This is a genomic window from Ilumatobacter sp., from assembly GCF_049588435.1.
Lineage (GTDB): Bacteria > Actinomycetota > Acidimicrobiia > Acidimicrobiales > Ilumatobacteraceae > Ilumatobacter_A.
The window spans coordinates 1-14,646 of record NZ_JBAVYV010000541.1 but is presented as its reverse complement, the minus strand read 5'-3'; the positions used below and the strand labels follow the sequence as shown (position 1 = coordinate 14,646).

The 14,646-nt window shown below is 66.4% G+C and carries 12 protein-coding genes and 1 pseudogene; 6 read left to right on the top strand and 7 right to left on the bottom strand.

The window, feature by feature from the left end:
- The 3 genes and pseudogenes from WBV89_RS20435 to WBV89_RS20425 form a co-directional block, all read left to right on the top strand.
- Positions 1-277: pseudogene (locus tag WBV89_RS20435) on the top strand (ArsR family transcriptional regulator); the annotation flags it as partial.
- Between the two features lie 69 nt (positions 278-346).
- Positions 347-958 carry a low molecular weight phosphatase family protein gene (locus WBV89_RS20430; protein ID WP_423983170.1) on the top strand — a complete coding sequence of 204 codons (612 nt, stop codon included), beginning with the start codon at positions 347-349 and terminating at the stop codon, positions 956-958.
- Positions 955-1,968, top strand: a complete 1,014-nt coding sequence (locus tag WBV89_RS20425) for an ArsJ-associated glyceraldehyde-3-phosphate dehydrogenase (RefSeq protein ID WP_423983169.1) — start codon at positions 955-957, stop codon at positions 1,966-1,968. Before WBV89_RS20430 ends, WBV89_RS20425 begins: the two co-directional genes overlap by 4 nt.
- A gap of 27 nt (positions 1,969-1,995) precedes the next feature.
- Here the strand turns inward: WBV89_RS20425 and WBV89_RS20420 are convergent, their stop codons facing one another.
- Positions 1,996-2,640: a dihydrofolate reductase family protein gene (locus tag WBV89_RS20420; protein ID WP_423983168.1), complete on the bottom strand. Its 645-nt coding sequence runs from the start codon at positions 2,638-2,640 to the stop codon at positions 1,996-1,998.
- Between the two features lie 209 nt (positions 2,641-2,849).
- On the opposite strand from WBV89_RS20420, the gene WBV89_RS20415 reads away from it, so the two are divergent.
- Positions 2,850-3,107, top strand: coding sequence for a hypothetical protein (locus tag WBV89_RS20415; protein WP_423983167.1), 258 nt, complete (start codon positions 2,850-2,852; stop codon positions 3,105-3,107).
- Here the strand turns inward: WBV89_RS20415 and WBV89_RS20410 are convergent, their stop codons facing one another.
- From WBV89_RS20410 to WBV89_RS20395, 4 genes are all read right to left on the bottom strand, one after another.
- Entirely contained in the window at positions 3,108-4,868 is a 1,761-nt protein-coding gene (locus WBV89_RS20410) for an N-acyl-D-amino-acid deacylase family protein (RefSeq protein WP_423983166.1), read from the bottom strand.
- Positions 4,869-4,966: 98 nt separating this feature from the next.
- Positions 4,967-5,950 (bottom strand): LLM class F420-dependent oxidoreductase, encoded by a 984-nt coding sequence (locus tag WBV89_RS20405; protein WP_423983165.1) that lies wholly within the window; start codon positions 5,948-5,950, stop codon positions 4,967-4,969.
- Between the two features lie 57 nt (positions 5,951-6,007).
- On the bottom strand, positions 6,008-6,574 hold the full coding sequence (locus WBV89_RS20400; RefSeq protein WP_423983164.1) for a hypothetical protein: 567 nt from the start codon (positions 6,572-6,574) through the stop codon (positions 6,008-6,010).
- A gap of 94 nt (positions 6,575-6,668) precedes the next feature.
- Positions 6,669-7,487 carry an acyl-CoA thioesterase gene (locus tag WBV89_RS20395; protein WP_423983163.1) on the bottom strand — a complete coding sequence of 273 codons (819 nt, stop codon included), beginning with the start codon at positions 7,485-7,487 and terminating at the stop codon, positions 6,669-6,671.
- Between the two features lie 48 nt (positions 7,488-7,535).
- Here WBV89_RS20395 and WBV89_RS20390 point away from each other — a divergent pair, with 48 nt between their 5' ends.
- Together WBV89_RS20390 and WBV89_RS20385 are read left to right on the top strand one after the other, a co-directional pair.
- Positions 7,536-8,933 carry an amidase gene (locus WBV89_RS20390; RefSeq protein ID WP_423983162.1) on the top strand — a complete coding sequence of 466 codons (1,398 nt, stop codon included), beginning with the start codon at positions 7,536-7,538 and terminating at the stop codon, positions 8,931-8,933.
- A 51-nt stretch (positions 8,934-8,984) separates the two neighbouring features.
- Positions 8,985-10,529, top strand: coding sequence for an AMP-binding protein (locus tag WBV89_RS20385; RefSeq protein ID WP_423983161.1), 1,545 nt, complete (start codon positions 8,985-8,987; stop codon positions 10,527-10,529).
- Between the two features lie 34 nt (positions 10,530-10,563).
- Here the strand turns inward: WBV89_RS20385 and WBV89_RS20380 are convergent, their stop codons facing one another.
- Both WBV89_RS20380 and WBV89_RS20375 read right to left on the bottom strand, forming a co-directional pair.
- A complete protein-coding gene (locus tag WBV89_RS20380) occupies positions 10,564-11,814 on the bottom strand; it encodes a pyridoxal phosphate-dependent decarboxylase family protein (protein ID WP_423983160.1) in 1,251 nt (416 codons plus the stop codon).
- Complete coding sequence (locus WBV89_RS20375) at positions 11,760-14,402, bottom strand: AMP-binding protein (protein ID WP_423983159.1); 2,643 nt, start codon at positions 14,400-14,402, stop codon at positions 11,760-11,762. Before WBV89_RS20375 ends, WBV89_RS20380 begins: the two co-directional genes overlap by 55 nt.
- Positions 14,403-14,646 lie beyond the last annotated feature (244 nt).

The window sequence follows — 14,646 nt, the reverse complement described above, 5'->3', positions numbered from 1 at the left end:
GGCCGGCACCCATCCGGCTGAGCGGGTTCACCCCGGGGCGGTCGCTGCGGCAGCGCGGGCCGGCCTCGACCTGTCGAGCGCGGTCCCCCACCTGTTGGGTCCGAACGATCCCGACGTTCAGATCATCACCGTGTGCGATCGCGCACGTGAAGAGCTCGATTCGCCTGCTGCCTGGTGGCACTGGTCGATTCCCGACCCGATCGCCATCGGAACCGCCGATGCGTTCGACGCTGTCGTCGAGGATGTTCACGTCCGACTCTCCACCCTCGATTCCTGACCGAAAGGCGTTGTCATGACCACCCCACGCACCCCAGAACGGCGCTCGACCGACGTCGAGAGAACGACGATGGAAGAACGGCTCGTCCGCAATTCCGCCGAGCGATTGCAGCGCCAGTTCGCCGGAACATTCAACACCGAGACGATCGAGCGATACATCCACGACTCACAGACGCAACTCACCTCCCAGGCAACGGTGTCGAGGTGGCTTCCGGTGCTGATCGAGCGGGTGACTCGCGACCGACTCCGCGCCGTGATGCGGCTCGACGGCATCGCCGACACCAAGCCCGCCGTGCTGTTCCTCTGCGTCCACAATGCGGGCCGGTCACAGATCGCGGCAGGTTGGATGCGCCATCTCGCAGGCGACCTGATCGACGTGTTCTCCGGTGGGTCGATGCCCGCAGCGGACAGCAACCAGGGCGTGGTCGACACGATGGCTGCGGTCGGAATCGACATCTCGACGGAGTACCCGAAGCCGTGGACCGACGACGTGGTCCGAGCGGCGGACGTGATCGTCAGCATGGGGTGCGGCGAGGCATGTCCGATCGTGCCGGGCACCCAGTACCTCGATTGGGACATCCCGAGTCCGACAGGGGGCCCCGCCGATGCGCTCGCAGAAGTCCGCGACGACATTCGCACCCGGGTCGAGGCCCTGATCGCATCGCTCGGAGTTCTTCGATGACGGTCAGGATCGGAATCAACGGATTCGGTCGGATCGGTCGGCTGGTCGTCCGTGCAGTGCGCGAACGGGACGACCTCGAGCTCGTGCACGTCAATGACATCGCGGGCGATGCCACGACGGCCGCGCATCTGTTGGAGTTCGACACCGTCCACGGTCGCTACGCGGGCACCGTCGGCACCGACGGGTCGACACTGACCGTCGACGGCCACGACATCACGTTCACGGCGCACGACTCCCCCGGTGCGGTGCCGTGGACCGATCGTGGCGTCGACATCGTCCTCGAGTGCAGCGGCGCGTTCAAGACCACCGACACGTTGCAGCCGTTCCTCGACGGAGGCGTCCGGAAGGTCATCGTGGCGGCGCCGGTGAAGTCCGACGGTGTGCTGAACATCGTGATGGGCTGCAACGACGACCTCTACGACCCCGCCATCCACGACATCGTGACCGCCGCGTCGTGCACGACGAACTGCCTCGCCCCCGTGGTCAAGGTGCTCCACGAGAGCATCGGGATCGAACGCGGTGCGATCACCACCATTCACGACGTCACCAACACCCAGGTGATCGTCGACGCACCGCACAAGGATCTCCGCCGAGCGCGCTCCGCACTCAACTCGCTGATCCCGACCACGACGGGATCCGCAACCGCGATCACGATGATCTATCCGGAGTTGACCGGCAAACTCGACGGGACCGCCGTGCGCGTTCCACTGCTCAATGCATCGCTCACCGACGCCGTGTTCACACTCGAACGCGATGTCACGGTCGACGAGATCAACGATCTGCTTCGCACTGCCGCTGCGGGCCAGTTGGCGGGAATCCTCGGGTTCGAGGAGCGCCCCCTCGTGTCGGCCGACTACACCAACGACACCCGCTCGGGGATCGTGGACGGCCCCTCGACGATGGTGATCGACGGACGAATGGTCAAGGTCCTGATCTGGTACGACAACGAATACGGATACGCGTTCCGGATGGCCGACCTTGCCACCAAGGTCGCCGCGTCCCTCCGCTGAACCGCTCGCGCCGTCCGACCGATGCGTCTACCGGCGCCAGAACAGCAGGTGGGTCACGCCGCTCGGACTCGGCACGGACTCGAAGTGGAACCGATCGAGCAGGTCGTCGGCGGAGGTCCAGAGTCGCTCGCCTCGACCGAGCTCGACGGGAGCGACGGCGACGTGCATGGTGTCGACGAGGTCGGCCTCCACGAACTGCCGAATGGTGGTGACCCCGCCTCCGAGCCGTACGTCCTTCCCACCCGCTGCATCCCTGGCCCGCTGCAACGCCTCGGCGGGCGTGGCATCGAGGAAGTGGAAGGTGGTGTCGGCGAGCGTGAAGCTGGGTCGGTGATGGTGGGTGAGGACGAACACGGGCGTGTGGAAGGGCGGATTCTCTCCCCACCAGCCGGTCCAGTCGAGGTTCTTCCACGGACCGCGCTGGGGGCCGAACTTGTTGCGGCCCATGATCTCGGCACCGATGTTGCGAGTGAAGTCGCGGGTGAAGTAGTCGTCCAGTCCGCGGGATCCACCGGGCTCAGTGCGATTCGGCCAGCTCGCCGTCGCGCCGGCCCACGACACGAGGTCGGCCGGGTCGGCGTGTCCGAAGGGCCGCTCGAGACTCTGGCCCTCACCGGCGCCGAACCCGTCCGTCGACACGCAGAAGTTCTGCACCCGGAGCAGCTGAGACATGGTTGATCCTCCCTCGGTGTTCGCTTCATGTCGGTTGACCGGCGGCTGGGGCCTCCCCCTCCCGTCACAGGAACGAACAACGTACACGCGGCTCTCCGACTCGTGACGCAGGTGACCACCTCGGAGTCGGCGGCGCGCAGCGATGCGCCGCGGTGGCGCTCGACGATCTCTCATCAACTCTGTGACACCCCCATGCGCATGATGGCCACATGAACAACACCGTCACCCCCATCGAGCGCATCGAGACCCCCGGCGCCCAGCAGTTGACCCTGCTGACGGTGCCCGAGAACCCCTCAACGGATCTGCAGCCGTCGTCGGCTCACGTCCGCTTCCAGCTCAGCACGACCACCCGCAAGCGCGGACTCGCCCACGTTGCCGAGATCCGTCGTCAGCTCGCCGAATCGCAAGAACAACGCGAAGCCCGGGTCGCCAACCCGCTTCCGCCGCGTCGTCCGCACGCCGCCTGATCAGGTCGATCGAACGAGCCGCCCCGGGCGTGCGCCGGTGTCAGCGTCGCGATCACGGGTCACCTCACCCGCACACACCGTCGCGACATACCCGGTGACGCCCTGGATCAACCGCGTCCCGCCGGCGGGAAGATCATGCCGAGCGACCGGAGGGGATACGGCGAGCGCAGCGTGATCGATCACGTTGATGTCGGCTCGCATTCCAGCAGCCAGCGCGCCGCGGTCGGCGAGCCCGTACAGGCTGGCGTTGCGGAGTGTCTGCTTGTGCACGATGTCCTCGATCGGGATGCGCAGGTCCTCCGCGCAGTCGCGCGTCCACATCGTGAGCTGCGTGGTCGGCATCGTGCCGTCACAGATCATCGTGACGTGTGCACCCGCATCGCTGAGGCCGGTCACCGTGGTCGGATCCGTCAGCATGCCGTTGAGCACCGACATGGCGCCGTGCGAATCCGGCGATGCCAGCCGAGCGAATCGCGTTCCGCCATCCTCGAGAAGGAAGTCGTACACCACATCGAGGATCTCCGAACCGGTCGTCGCGGCGATCGACCCGAACAGGTCCTCGATCCCGGGCTCGTAGTCGACCGGATCGGTCAGTGCGACCATCGCCGGCGCGGCATCGGTCAGCAGGCCGTAGAGGTTGTCCATCGACCCCGGCTCGTCCGGGGCAACACTCTCCTGAGACATCAACGTCTGACGGACCTCGGGATCGCGCATCGCCTGCACTCGCTCTGCCAACGACAGATCGGCGAGGCGCTCCAGGTACAGGGGCTTGCGCATGAATGCGTGATAGGCGCTCAGCCCGGTCAGGACACCGATCGGTCGCGACGACACCTGGGGGAACAGCTGCGCACCGGCTGCGTTCGCTTCGGCGACCATCGCCAGGATCTCACGCCACAGGTGCGGCTGGCCGATCGCTTCGAGCAGCGTGAACGTCACCGGACGGCCCGATGCGATCGAGAACTTACGCATCAGTTCGAACTCCTCGAACTGTGTCGACTGCTCGCCGTCGCCCATCCCACCGAGATCACCGAGCGCGCTCGCCGGGATCAATTCGAACACACCGCGCCCGGCGTTCTTCATCGCATCGGCGAAGGCCAGAACCTCCTCGTCGGCAGCGAACGTTCCCGGAACCGGTTCGCCCATCAGCGCACGGTGGCCGATGGTACGTGACGACGTGAATCCGAGCGCCCCCGCGCCCAACGCGGCCTCGACGATCTTCGCCTGGGCCTGGATGTCCTCGCTGGTCGCGTCTTCGTTGCGCCGACCCCGCTCCCCCATCGCGTAGTAGCGGACCGCGCCGTGCGGGATCTGTGCACCGATGTCGAGCGCGTACGTACGGGCCCCGAGCACGTCGAGGTAGTCGGCGAACGTCTCCCACTCCCCCCACGGAATGCCTTCGTACAACGCGGCGCCGGGGATGTCCTCCACCCCTTCCATCAGCTCGATGAGCGTCTGTTCCGAACCGGGCACCACGGGGGCGAACCCGACTCCGCAGTTGCCCATCACCGCGGTGGTGACACCGTTCATCGACGACGGAGCGAGCTCGTCGTCCCACGTGACCTGTCCGTCGTAGTGCGTGTGGATGTCGACCCAGCCGGGTGTCACGATCGAGCCGTCGGCGTCGATCACCCGCTTGGCGGTGCCGTCGACCTCGTCGCCGACCGCCACGATCCGGTCACCCGTGATCGCGATGTCGCCCGCGTACTGCGGCTGGCCCGATCCGTCGATGATCGTCCCACCGGAAATCAGAATGTCGTACATGTTTGCTCCCCTCAGCTTTCCGGAGTTTCTACTGCTCCCGAGTCACCGGGGACGATGCGGAGCGCTCCCGCTGCTGCGATGCACCGAAACGGTGGCCCTCAGCCTGCTGACGGAGCGAGGTCGCGTACCGCCTGCCAGTGATCGAGATCGGGATCGAGCGGGAGGATCGCGAGCGAGCTCGTCGTAACCCCGTTGTCGAAGTACGCCTCGATCTTCGCACGGCACTCGGCAGGTGATCCATGGACGATGAGGTCGTCGACGACCTCATCGGGGATCTCGGCCAACGCGGCCTTCCGGTCGCCGGCCTGCCACGCGTCCCACATTCCGCGCAGTGCGGCGCCCCGACCCATCCAGTCGTGGAAGGCGGCGTACACGGGAACGTTGAGGTAGGCCGCGATCGCGAACCGCGCGGATGCGCGCACCACATCGGCGTTCTCGCTCGGGCAGCAGAAGATCCGGCACACGATCTCCTTGTCGTCGCCGCCACCCGCATCGTTCACGATCCCGGCCACCGTCTTCACGTCTCCGGCCGAGAGCCAGTTGATGATCGCCCCGTCGGCCTCCCGGCCTGCGAGTCGGAGCATCCCTTCGCGGAGTGCTGCGACCAGGATCTGCGGCTTCTGCTCCGGCCGGATCCCCAGTCGGAAGCCGTTCACCTCGAACGTGTCGTAGCTCTGCTTGACCTTCTCACCGCCCAGGGCATCGTTGAGGAAACGCACCACGTCGCGGACCTTCTTGTACGGCTCCTCGAACGGGATCCCGTTCCATCGCTCGACGATCACGTTGCTCGACGAACCGACACCGATCGCGAATCGACCCGGTGCCGCGTCAGCGAGCGACGCCACACTCTGTGCGAACAACGCAGGAGAACGCGTGTACGCCGGCACGATCGCGGTGCCCAGACGCAGGCGGGGCTCCCATGCGGCGGCCATCGCCAGCGGGGTGAACGCGTCGGCCCCATCGGCTTCCGCCGACCAGATGTCGGTGTAACCGAGATCGGCCAGCTCGTGGAGTTTGGCCTCGTGCGAATGCAGCGGGCCGGGAAGCGGGACGGTCATGCCTGGTCGGATCGGAAGAGCCATCCGCCGACCTTACGCAGTCAACAATCCGACGACCGATTCAGCCGCACCCGACCGCGCTTAGGCGCAGCCGGTGTCCGAGCCGCAGGGGGCACTGAAATTGTACGTTGCGGAAACCGGGCCGTCGACGCACGTATTGTCGGTGTCCTGACCCAACGACTGGTCATTTCCCGATGAGGGCGGGCGAGTGCAGGTCCGATACACCAGTCCGCCACCTACGCGATTGCAAGCGATCGTGAAGACGATCGGAACATTGGAGTGAATCACGATCGGTTGGTTCTCGACCTTCGTCGCGGAGTAGATGATCTGGTCGGGGCCGGGGCTCACCAGCGCGTACACCGAGGACACCTGATCGCACGGGCAGGTGATCACACTGGGGAAATCCGCACCCGACAGGTAATAGTTGCGGACGCCGTTCTCTCCGCACTGGCGCCGGATCATCGGATTCACCTGAGGTGCCTGGTTGAGGGGTGGCGCGCAGTCGGGTGTGCAGGCGTCGGCGGCCGAGACCGGCTTGGACAGGACGACCGGTGCGGTCCAGGCGATTGCGCCGGCTGCAGCGGCCTTGGTCAACATGGCTCGCCGATTCACCTGGTGACGATCCAGCTCGTCCACATTGTCTGTCATTCGTCAAGCCCACCTTCTGATCACTATTCAATATCCCTAACTTGTTGCAGGATATCCAGTGGATCACCGAACGGCCGATCTGATCTCCAGGCAATCAGGGTTTCCAGAAGCGGGCGATCACCGATTGGCTCGCGGTCGCGAGGAGCGTGCCGTTTTCGGCGAACATGTGGACGAGTCCGTGCCCGAAGCCGCGCTCGACGGCGTGGATCCGGATGTCCATCAACACCCAGTCGGTCGGCACGGTCCGACACACCCGCAGCGTGTTGTCGAGGCTGTTCCCACCGCCGCGCCGACCCAAGGCGTGGCCGACACCCATCGGGACGAAGTCGCCCAGGATCGCGAGGGTCGTCGCGTCGACATCGGCGATCACGTCGGGGATTCGTGCCCACATCATCGTCTGTCCGTCCCCCTGGACGGCATCCGCCGTTTCGGTCGCGAGTTCCTCCCACTCGGCGCCCTTCACCATCCGCTGATCGAGCTTCTCCGTGATCGTGCCGATGCTGTCCTGGGCGATCGGACGCGGGGGCAGCGACATCGGCGTGGGAATGCCGTCGGGAAATTTCTCCCACTGGCCCGACTCGGGGATCGAACGGTCCCCGAGCGCCGCGTTGACGGTGAGGATCTCGCGATCGGCCACATGGCAGACCGCGCGCGCCTGGGTGATCGCGTGTCCTTCGACCGCGATCGTCACGTCGATGTCGACCACCTCATCGGGAGTCGCGTACGACAGGTACTGCGACGTCGCCCAGACGCACTGGCGACCGGACGTCCCTTCCAGCGCGGAGATCGCTGCCGCAAGTCCACACCCGCCGAACAGGAACCCACCGCTCACCGCGATCTTCCGCGTGACGGGCAGTTTCCAGCGAAACCGGTTGTGTGTCGGCTCGAGCCCGAGGAACGTCCGTGAGTCCATGCCGCAGCGATGGTAGATCGCCTCGCGACGGTTCGGTACGGTCCCCCCATGAGCAACGAAACATGGCAGGGCGATGCGGTCGGACTCGTCGACGCGTTCCGCAGCGGCGAGCGCACTCCGATCGAGGAACTCGACGCCGTCTACGACGCCATCGACGCGAGCACGCTCAACGCGATCTGCTTCACGGACCGGGACGCTGCTCGCGCCGCCGCACGTTCCGCTGACGTGTCCAAGCCGTTCGGTGGCGTGCCGATCGGGGTGAAGTCGCTCAACGAGGTCGCCGGATGGCCGAACGACCACGCGTCGGTTCCGTTCAAGGACGACATCGGCGAACAGACGACGACGAACGTGCAGCGCATCGTCGACGACGGTGGCGCAGTTCTCGCGGCGCAGACGACCTCGAGTGAGTTCGGCGGGGTCAACCTGACCCGCACCGTGCTGCACGGCGCCACCAGCAACCCGTGGAACGTCGAGCGCACACCCGGCGGATCGTCGGGGGGTTCGGCCGCAGCCGTTGCCGGGGGGATCCTGCCGATCGCGACCGGGGGTGACGGGGGCGGATCGATCCGCATTCCGGCCGGATTCACCGGTCTCGTCGGATTGAAGGCGACGTTCGGACGGATTCCGCTCGGCCCACGCACCACGTACGGCAACTTGACCGTGACCACCGGCTGTCTCAGCCGGTCGGTTCGCGACACGGCGCGGTGGTTCGACGTCACCAACGGTCACGATCCGACCGATCCGCTCAGCCTTCCGAGAGTCGAGGGCTGGGAGCGTGGCCTCGGGTCGCACGGAGACGAACTGAAGGGTGCCCGCGTCGCGTTGGCACCCGATTGGGGCGGTGCGACCGTCTCGCCGATCATGTGGGAACTGCTCGAAGAGTCCGCGACCGGCCTGATCGGCGAACGCGGACTCGTGCGGGTCGATGGTTCCGACACCCATGTGCCCCGGATGGGCGGCGCCTGGTCGATCTCGGGGATGATCGAGATCCGCGCGTTGCTCGGCGATCGGCTCCCCGACTGCCTCGACCAGTTGACGCCCGAGATGCGGTCGGGGCTCCGGTCGAGCGAGGGGAAGTACGGCGAGGAGGGACGCGCTCGGATCGAGAAGCGGCGGATGGACGTCAACGAGGCCATGGCGGCGATCTTCGACCGCGACACCGGTGTCGATTTCGTGATCACCGCGTCCAATCCCGACGTCGCATTCGATGCCAACGGTCCGCTCGCGTCGAGCTTCGGTGGGATCGAGGCCGGCGCCGCGAACAACGGTCGCCTCACCTTCCCGGCCAACCTGCACGGCAACCCGGCGATCTCCGTCCCCGCGGGTCACCTCGACGGTCTCCCGATCGGCGTGCAGATCATCGGCCGCCACTTCTCCGAGCCGCTGCTCCTCGACCTCGCTCTCTCGATGGAGCGCTCACGGCCCTGGCCCCTGGTCGCTCCCTGAATCTCACGCGCGTGACGGTGCTGCAGGTCCGCGCGCTTTACGGTGACACCCATGAAGGTTGCACTCACCGTCAATGACTTCCTGCGCCGCGGCGAACTGGTCTATCCCGACCGGATCGCCGTTGTGGACGAACCGGATCAGCCCGCCGAGAGTTGGGGATCGATCGACTATCGCGAGATGGCGCGCCGGGCGCGCGCGATGGCCGCCGGGCTCGACGAACTCGGGATCGCCGTGGGCGAACGAGTCGCGATGGTCAGCCACAACTCGGCACGACTGCTCACCGCCCTGTTCGGCGTGTCGGGTTCGGGTCGCGTGCTCGTGCCGATCAACTTCCGACTCGTCGCGGCCGAGGTCTCCTACATCGTCGAGCACTCCGGCGCCCGCATCCTCCTCGTCGATCCGGAACTGGCCGACGCGCTCTCCGAGGTCGAGTGCGAGCGCACGATGATCATCGGCGAGGAGAGCGACGCCGTGCTGATGAGGTTCGACGTCGAGCCCGAGCCGTGGGAGCCGGACGAGGACGCCACGGCCACGATCAACTACACGTCAGGTACGACCGCCCGACCGAAGGGGGTGCAGCTCACGCATCGCAACGTCTGGATCAACGCGACCACGTTCGGCTGGCACATGGGTGTGTCCGACCGCGACGTCTATCTCCACACGCTTCCCCAGTTCCACTGCAATGGCTGGGGGATGCTCTACGCCGTCAGCGCGATGGGAGGTCGACACATCATCATCCGCAAGATCGACGGTCACGAGATCCTCCGACGGGTCGAGGAACACGGGGTGACGCTGATCTGTGGGGCTCCCGCCGTCCTCAACGCGGTGCTCGACGCTGCGGCCGAACTCGTGGCCGAGGGCAAGCCGGTCCCCGGGCGCGACCGGGTTCGCATCGTGGTCGCCGGCGCTCCCCCGCCGACCAAGACGATCGAGCGGACCGAGGTCGAACTCGGTTGGGAGTTCGTGCAGATCTACGGGCTGACCGAAACGGCACCCCTGATCACGATCAATCGGACGCGCGAGGAGTTCGATGAACTGACACCGTTCGACCGCGCCCAGAAACTCTCCCGCGCCGGCGCCCCCAGCTTCGGAACGACGATGGCCGTCGACGAACAGGGCGAGATCATGGCGCGCAGCAACACGGTGATGGCGGGCTACTGGGAGCAGCCGGACCAGACGTCCGCCGCGATCCACGACGGGTTCTTCCACACCGGCGACGGCGGGACGATCGACGACGACCAGTACGTCGTCATCTCCGATCGGAAGAAGGACGTGATCATCTCGGGTGGTGAGAACGTGTCCTCGATCGAGGTCGAAGACGCGATCTTCCAACATCCCGACGTCACCGAGGTCGCGGTGATCGGCATCCCCGACGAGAAGTGGGGCGAACTCGTCACGGCACTCGTCGTCACGGTTCCGGGGAGCGACGTCGACGAGACAACCCTGATCGCGCACGCCAAGGGTCTCCTGGCCGGTTACAAGTGTCCGAAGAAGATCGAGTTCCGCGACGAGCTCGCCCGAACGGCGACCGGCAAACTCCAGAAGTTCAAGCTCCGCGCCCCCTACTGGGCCGACGTCGAACGCCAGATCAACTGAAGCTGCACATTGGTGCCTGGCACCAATGTGCAAGTCACTCGAGGGTGGCGTAGGTCGTGGTGCGGTCGTCGGCGGTGGTACCGGTGACCTCGGCGACGCAGGCCGCGAGGTCCTCGAGGTAGTCGTCGATCACCCCGGTGTTGGTGTTGCTCACCGTCGAGTGGAGATTGTCCGGCGGGGTCTGGCGATCGTGGTACCAGCCGCGGCGCAACAGCGCGTCTCCGAGTGCGAACGCGTCGACGCCGCTGTCCGGTTCGCCTGTCATCGCGACGAGATGGAACTGGCCGTCGCCGAGCACGCGAACACCATCGATCGCCATGATCCCGGCACGCATCCGATCGGCGTTGATCAGCGTCTGACGGGTCAGCTCGACGTAGCCGTCGATCCCGAGGTGTTGCATGACCGCCCACGCGCACGCCATCGGGAGACCCGACCGCGTGCCCTGCATGTTCGGCGATGCGTAGAACCCGCCGAGCCAGTCGTCGAACACGAACGTCTGGTACTGGCGCGACTGCTTCGTGCGGTGCAGGATCACCGACACGCCCTTCGGGGCGTACCCGAGTTTGTGGATGTCGGCCGAGATCGTCGTGACCCCGTCGACGCGGAAGTCCCACGGCTGGACCTCGCGGCCGAGTCGCTCAGCGAACGGCAGGACGAAACCGCCCATGCAGGCGTCGACGTGACAGTTCGCACCGACCGACGACGCGAGTTCGGCGATCGCGACGATGTCGTCCTGCACACCCTGCGGGTACTGGGGAGCGGACCCGACGACGATCGCCGTGTTCTCGTTCACCATCGCAGTCATCGCATCGACATCCGCGGTGAAATCGGCCCGGACCGGCGCCTTGCGAATCGTCAGCCCGAAGTTGTGTGCCGCCTTGTGAAACGCGGCGTGAGCCGTCTCGGCGAGCACGATCTCCGGCTCGGTGATGTTGCGTTCGGCTGCCGCTCGCTCGCGCGCCGCGAGCACCGCGCACAGGATCGACTCGGTCCCACCACTCGTCAGAAACCCGGCGACCGCATCGTCGCCGTGGAGCAGCGACGCGGTCCATCCGACCACTTCGCGTTGGATCGCGGCGAGCGAAGGAAACGCCTGCGTGTTCAACGCGTTCTCGTGCAGATACAGCTGGGCGGCGCGCTCGGCCACGTCGTGGACGGACGGCCCACCGTCGTAGACCATTCCGAAGGTCTTGCCGTCGGCCCAGCGGACGTCGTTCGTGCGCTTCTCCGTCAGGTCGGCAATGACGTCGTCGACCGGTCTTCCCTGCTGCCCCAGTGCTTCCATCCGGTCGAGTCTCGCACGAAGCGGCCGAGCCGGTCGATCATCCACCACACGCCGACGCCGCTGGCGATGGTCAGCCAGAACGCCAGCCCGTTGTGCATCGACGGTGTCAACAACGGCCAGACCTGCCAGTGGATCAGGAAGATCCACATCGATGCGGCGGCGATCGGTGCGATCAGCGTCACGACCGCTCGTGGCACCCGGACGGTCGGGAGCCAGATCAATGCACCGATCATCAGCGCGATCCGAAGTTCGCGATCGAACTGTCCGAAGTACCCGAATGTCACGACCACGGCGAGCACCGTCACGACCAGCCGTTTCCACGTGGAGTCCGCTCGCTGCGCACACCAACCGAGGGCGACGAAGCCAGCAACGGTGTGGGTCCGGAACATCTCGTTGTACTCGCCACCCCACTGGACCACGTCGAAGCGGATGACGAGTGTGAGCGCCAACACACCGAGGGCGAACACGAAGGGCCCGCGTCGCTCGACGCGTCGGACTGCGGGGATCGCGAACACGAGCGCAACGACGACCATGATCTGGACGAACGTCTCGAAGTACCAGTACTCCCATCGTCCACCGCGTCGCGCCGCGTCACCGGTGTAGTTGTTGACCAACAGCAACGCCCCGACGCTGTACCCGCCGACGATCAACATGTTGAGCCCGATCCACAAGGTGGTCGGGACCGCGACCCGAGCGATCGTGGAGGCAGAGCGTCGGAAACGTCCCGGGACGTCCGACGCCGTGAGTTGGAAGCGGGCGATGTTGTATCCCACGACTGCGAGGAGCGCATGAGCGCCTCCCGCCAACCGGAACACCCCCATGTGGGTGCAGACGATCAGCAGGATCGCGATCGCACGGATCAGCACACCGGTGTCGAGACGGGTCCAGAATCTGGACGATGGCATCCCGTCCTCGCGATGCTGCTCGAGCACCGCGATCGGGGTCAGGTGCCAGTCGGCGGGCAGATCGCCGAGCACCCGCTCCAACCGGACGGACATCTCGACGTACGAGAACGAGTCACCGCCGAGGTCGGCGAACGTCGACGAAGGATCGACGGCGTCGAGGCCGAGCACCAGTTCGAATGCCGCGGCAACGGTCCGGTCCGTCTGCTCGGTCGATCCGGACGGAACGACGCTGCGCCCGACCTCGACCAGCGACGGCCCATCGACCTTGCCGGACGCAGTACGTGGAATCTGCGGGATCGTCGCTGCGATCACGCGGGCCGCAGGGATCGACACCTCGGCGCATGCGCGGTCGTACAGCCCATCGTCCAGCGTGACCCGGTCGAGTTCATCGGATTCGGTGACCACGACGATCCCGTCGTCATCGCCGACGCACACGACCCTGCAGTCGGGCGTCGACAGCCTGTTCTCGATGTCGTCGAGGTCGACACGCTTCCCGTGGATCTTCACGAACCGACTCGCGCGCCCGACGAGTTCCAAGCGTCCGTCGCGATCCAGACGACCGAGATCACCGGTGCGCAACTCGCGCAGATCATGTCCGCGGGCGAGGTCACCCGACCCGCAGGCGTAGCCCATCATCACGTTGGGTCCGGTGTAGACGACCTCGCCGATCCCGGCGTCTCGATCGTCGCACGCGCGGTCGATCCGGAACGCTCCCCCGGGAATTGCGCAACCCACCGAGGTCGGATGCCGCCGCACCTCGTCGGGTGGGCTCACGGCCATCCGAGCCGTGGCCTCGGTCTGGCCGTACATCACGGCGAACCCCCACCCGGCCTCCTCGCCCAACTCGTCGAACCGTCGGACGGCATCGGGTTCCATCCGACCGCCGGCCTGCGTGAGGAGTCGCATCGACGGGACCCGGAGCACGTCGCGTCCCAGCCGTTCGATCATCTCGAACGTGTACGGCACGCCGGCGAGTGTGGTCACCTCCCAGCGTTCGACCGCACGCCAGAAGCACGGGTCGACGACGGCGTTGTCGGTGAGCACGATCGATGCGCCGGCCGCGAGATGCGAGGTGATCACGGACAGGCCGTAGCAGTAGTGGAGCGGCAGCGTGGTGATCGCCCGGTCACGATCGGACAGCTCGAGCGCCTGTGCGATGGCTCGTGCGTTCGAGTCGACGGCCGCAGCCGACAACCGGACCACCTTCGATCCGCCCGTGGTCCCCGACGTGCTCAGCAGCAGTGCGAGGTCCGGATGGAGGTCGTGCGCGGACGGTTCGTCCCATCCGGTCGGATGGGCGATCTCGACAGTCCCGCGTCCGCACGTGACGACGGTGTCAGGGTGGTACGTCCCGGCGAGTCCGTCGAGCGCGCGCCCGGGCTCGGCGATCATCAGCGCGTGACCGCCGTCGAATGCGGCGAGCACCGTCACGATCGTGTCGACGTCGTTCGCACCCGCGAGCGCGACGAGGCGGCGGCCGTCTCCCAGGGCATCGCGACGCCGCTCGACCCGCTCGGCGAGCTCCTCGTACGAGATCGTCCGGCCCTCGTCACCGTCGTCGACCACGGCTGGGCGAGCGCCCAGCGACCGGAGGCTCTCGATCGAGAGCGCGGCCTCAGATCCGTGCAGCGGGGCCTCGACACCGAGGTCGAACGCAACGCCGCCGGGCGCAAGATCGGTCACATCCGCAAGATAGGCTGATTTTTTCTGTAAGGCAACCTTAACCGACAGGCTCCTGAGCAGCTCGTTGCCTCGGGTACGTTCGAGCGATGGCCGACACCACCGTGTTCCCCGCCCGCCGGATCGTCACGATGGACCCGTCGCAGCCCGTGGTCGAAGCGGTTGCCGTCCGCGATGGCCGCATCCTCGCGGCCGGATCGATCGAAGAGTGTGCCTCCTGGGGTCCGCACGAGATCGATCGTCGTTT

Coding starts and splice junctions, on each gene's coding strand:
- WBV89_RS20430 (WP_423983170.1), top strand. CDS start 347: ATGGAAGAACGGCTCGTCCGCAATTCCGCCGAGCGATTGCAGCGCCAG.
- WBV89_RS20415 (WP_423983167.1), top strand. CDS start 2,850: ATGAACAACACCGTCACCCCCATCGAGCGCATCGAGACCCCCGGCGCC.
- WBV89_RS20400 (WP_423983164.1), bottom strand. CDS start 6,574: ATGACAGACAATGTGGACGAGCTGGATCGTCACCAGGTGAATCGGCGA.
- WBV89_RS20410 (WP_423983166.1), bottom strand. CDS start 4,868: ATGTACGACATTCTGATTTCCGGTGGGACGATCATCGACGGATCGGGC.
- WBV89_RS20420 (WP_423983168.1), bottom strand. CDS start 2,640: ATGTCTCAGCTGCTCCGGGTGCAGAACTTCTGCGTGTCGACGGACGGG.
- WBV89_RS20390 (WP_423983162.1), top strand. CDS start 7,536: ATGAGCAACGAAACATGGCAGGGCGATGCGGTCGGACTCGTCGACGCG.
- WBV89_RS20380 (WP_423983160.1), bottom strand. CDS start 11,814: ATGGAAGCACTGGGGCAGCAGGGAAGACCGGTCGACGACGTCATTGCC.
- WBV89_RS20425 (WP_423983169.1), top strand. CDS start 955: ATGACGGTCAGGATCGGAATCAACGGATTCGGTCGGATCGGTCGGCTG.
- WBV89_RS20385 (WP_423983161.1), top strand. CDS start 8,985: ATGAAGGTTGCACTCACCGTCAATGACTTCCTGCGCCGCGGCGAACTG.
- WBV89_RS20395 (WP_423983163.1), bottom strand. CDS start 7,487: ATGGACTCACGGACGTTCCTCGGGCTCGAGCCGACACACAACCGGTTT.
- WBV89_RS20405 (WP_423983165.1), bottom strand. CDS start 5,950: ATGGCTCTTCCGATCCGACCAGGCATGACCGTCCCGCTTCCCGGCCCG.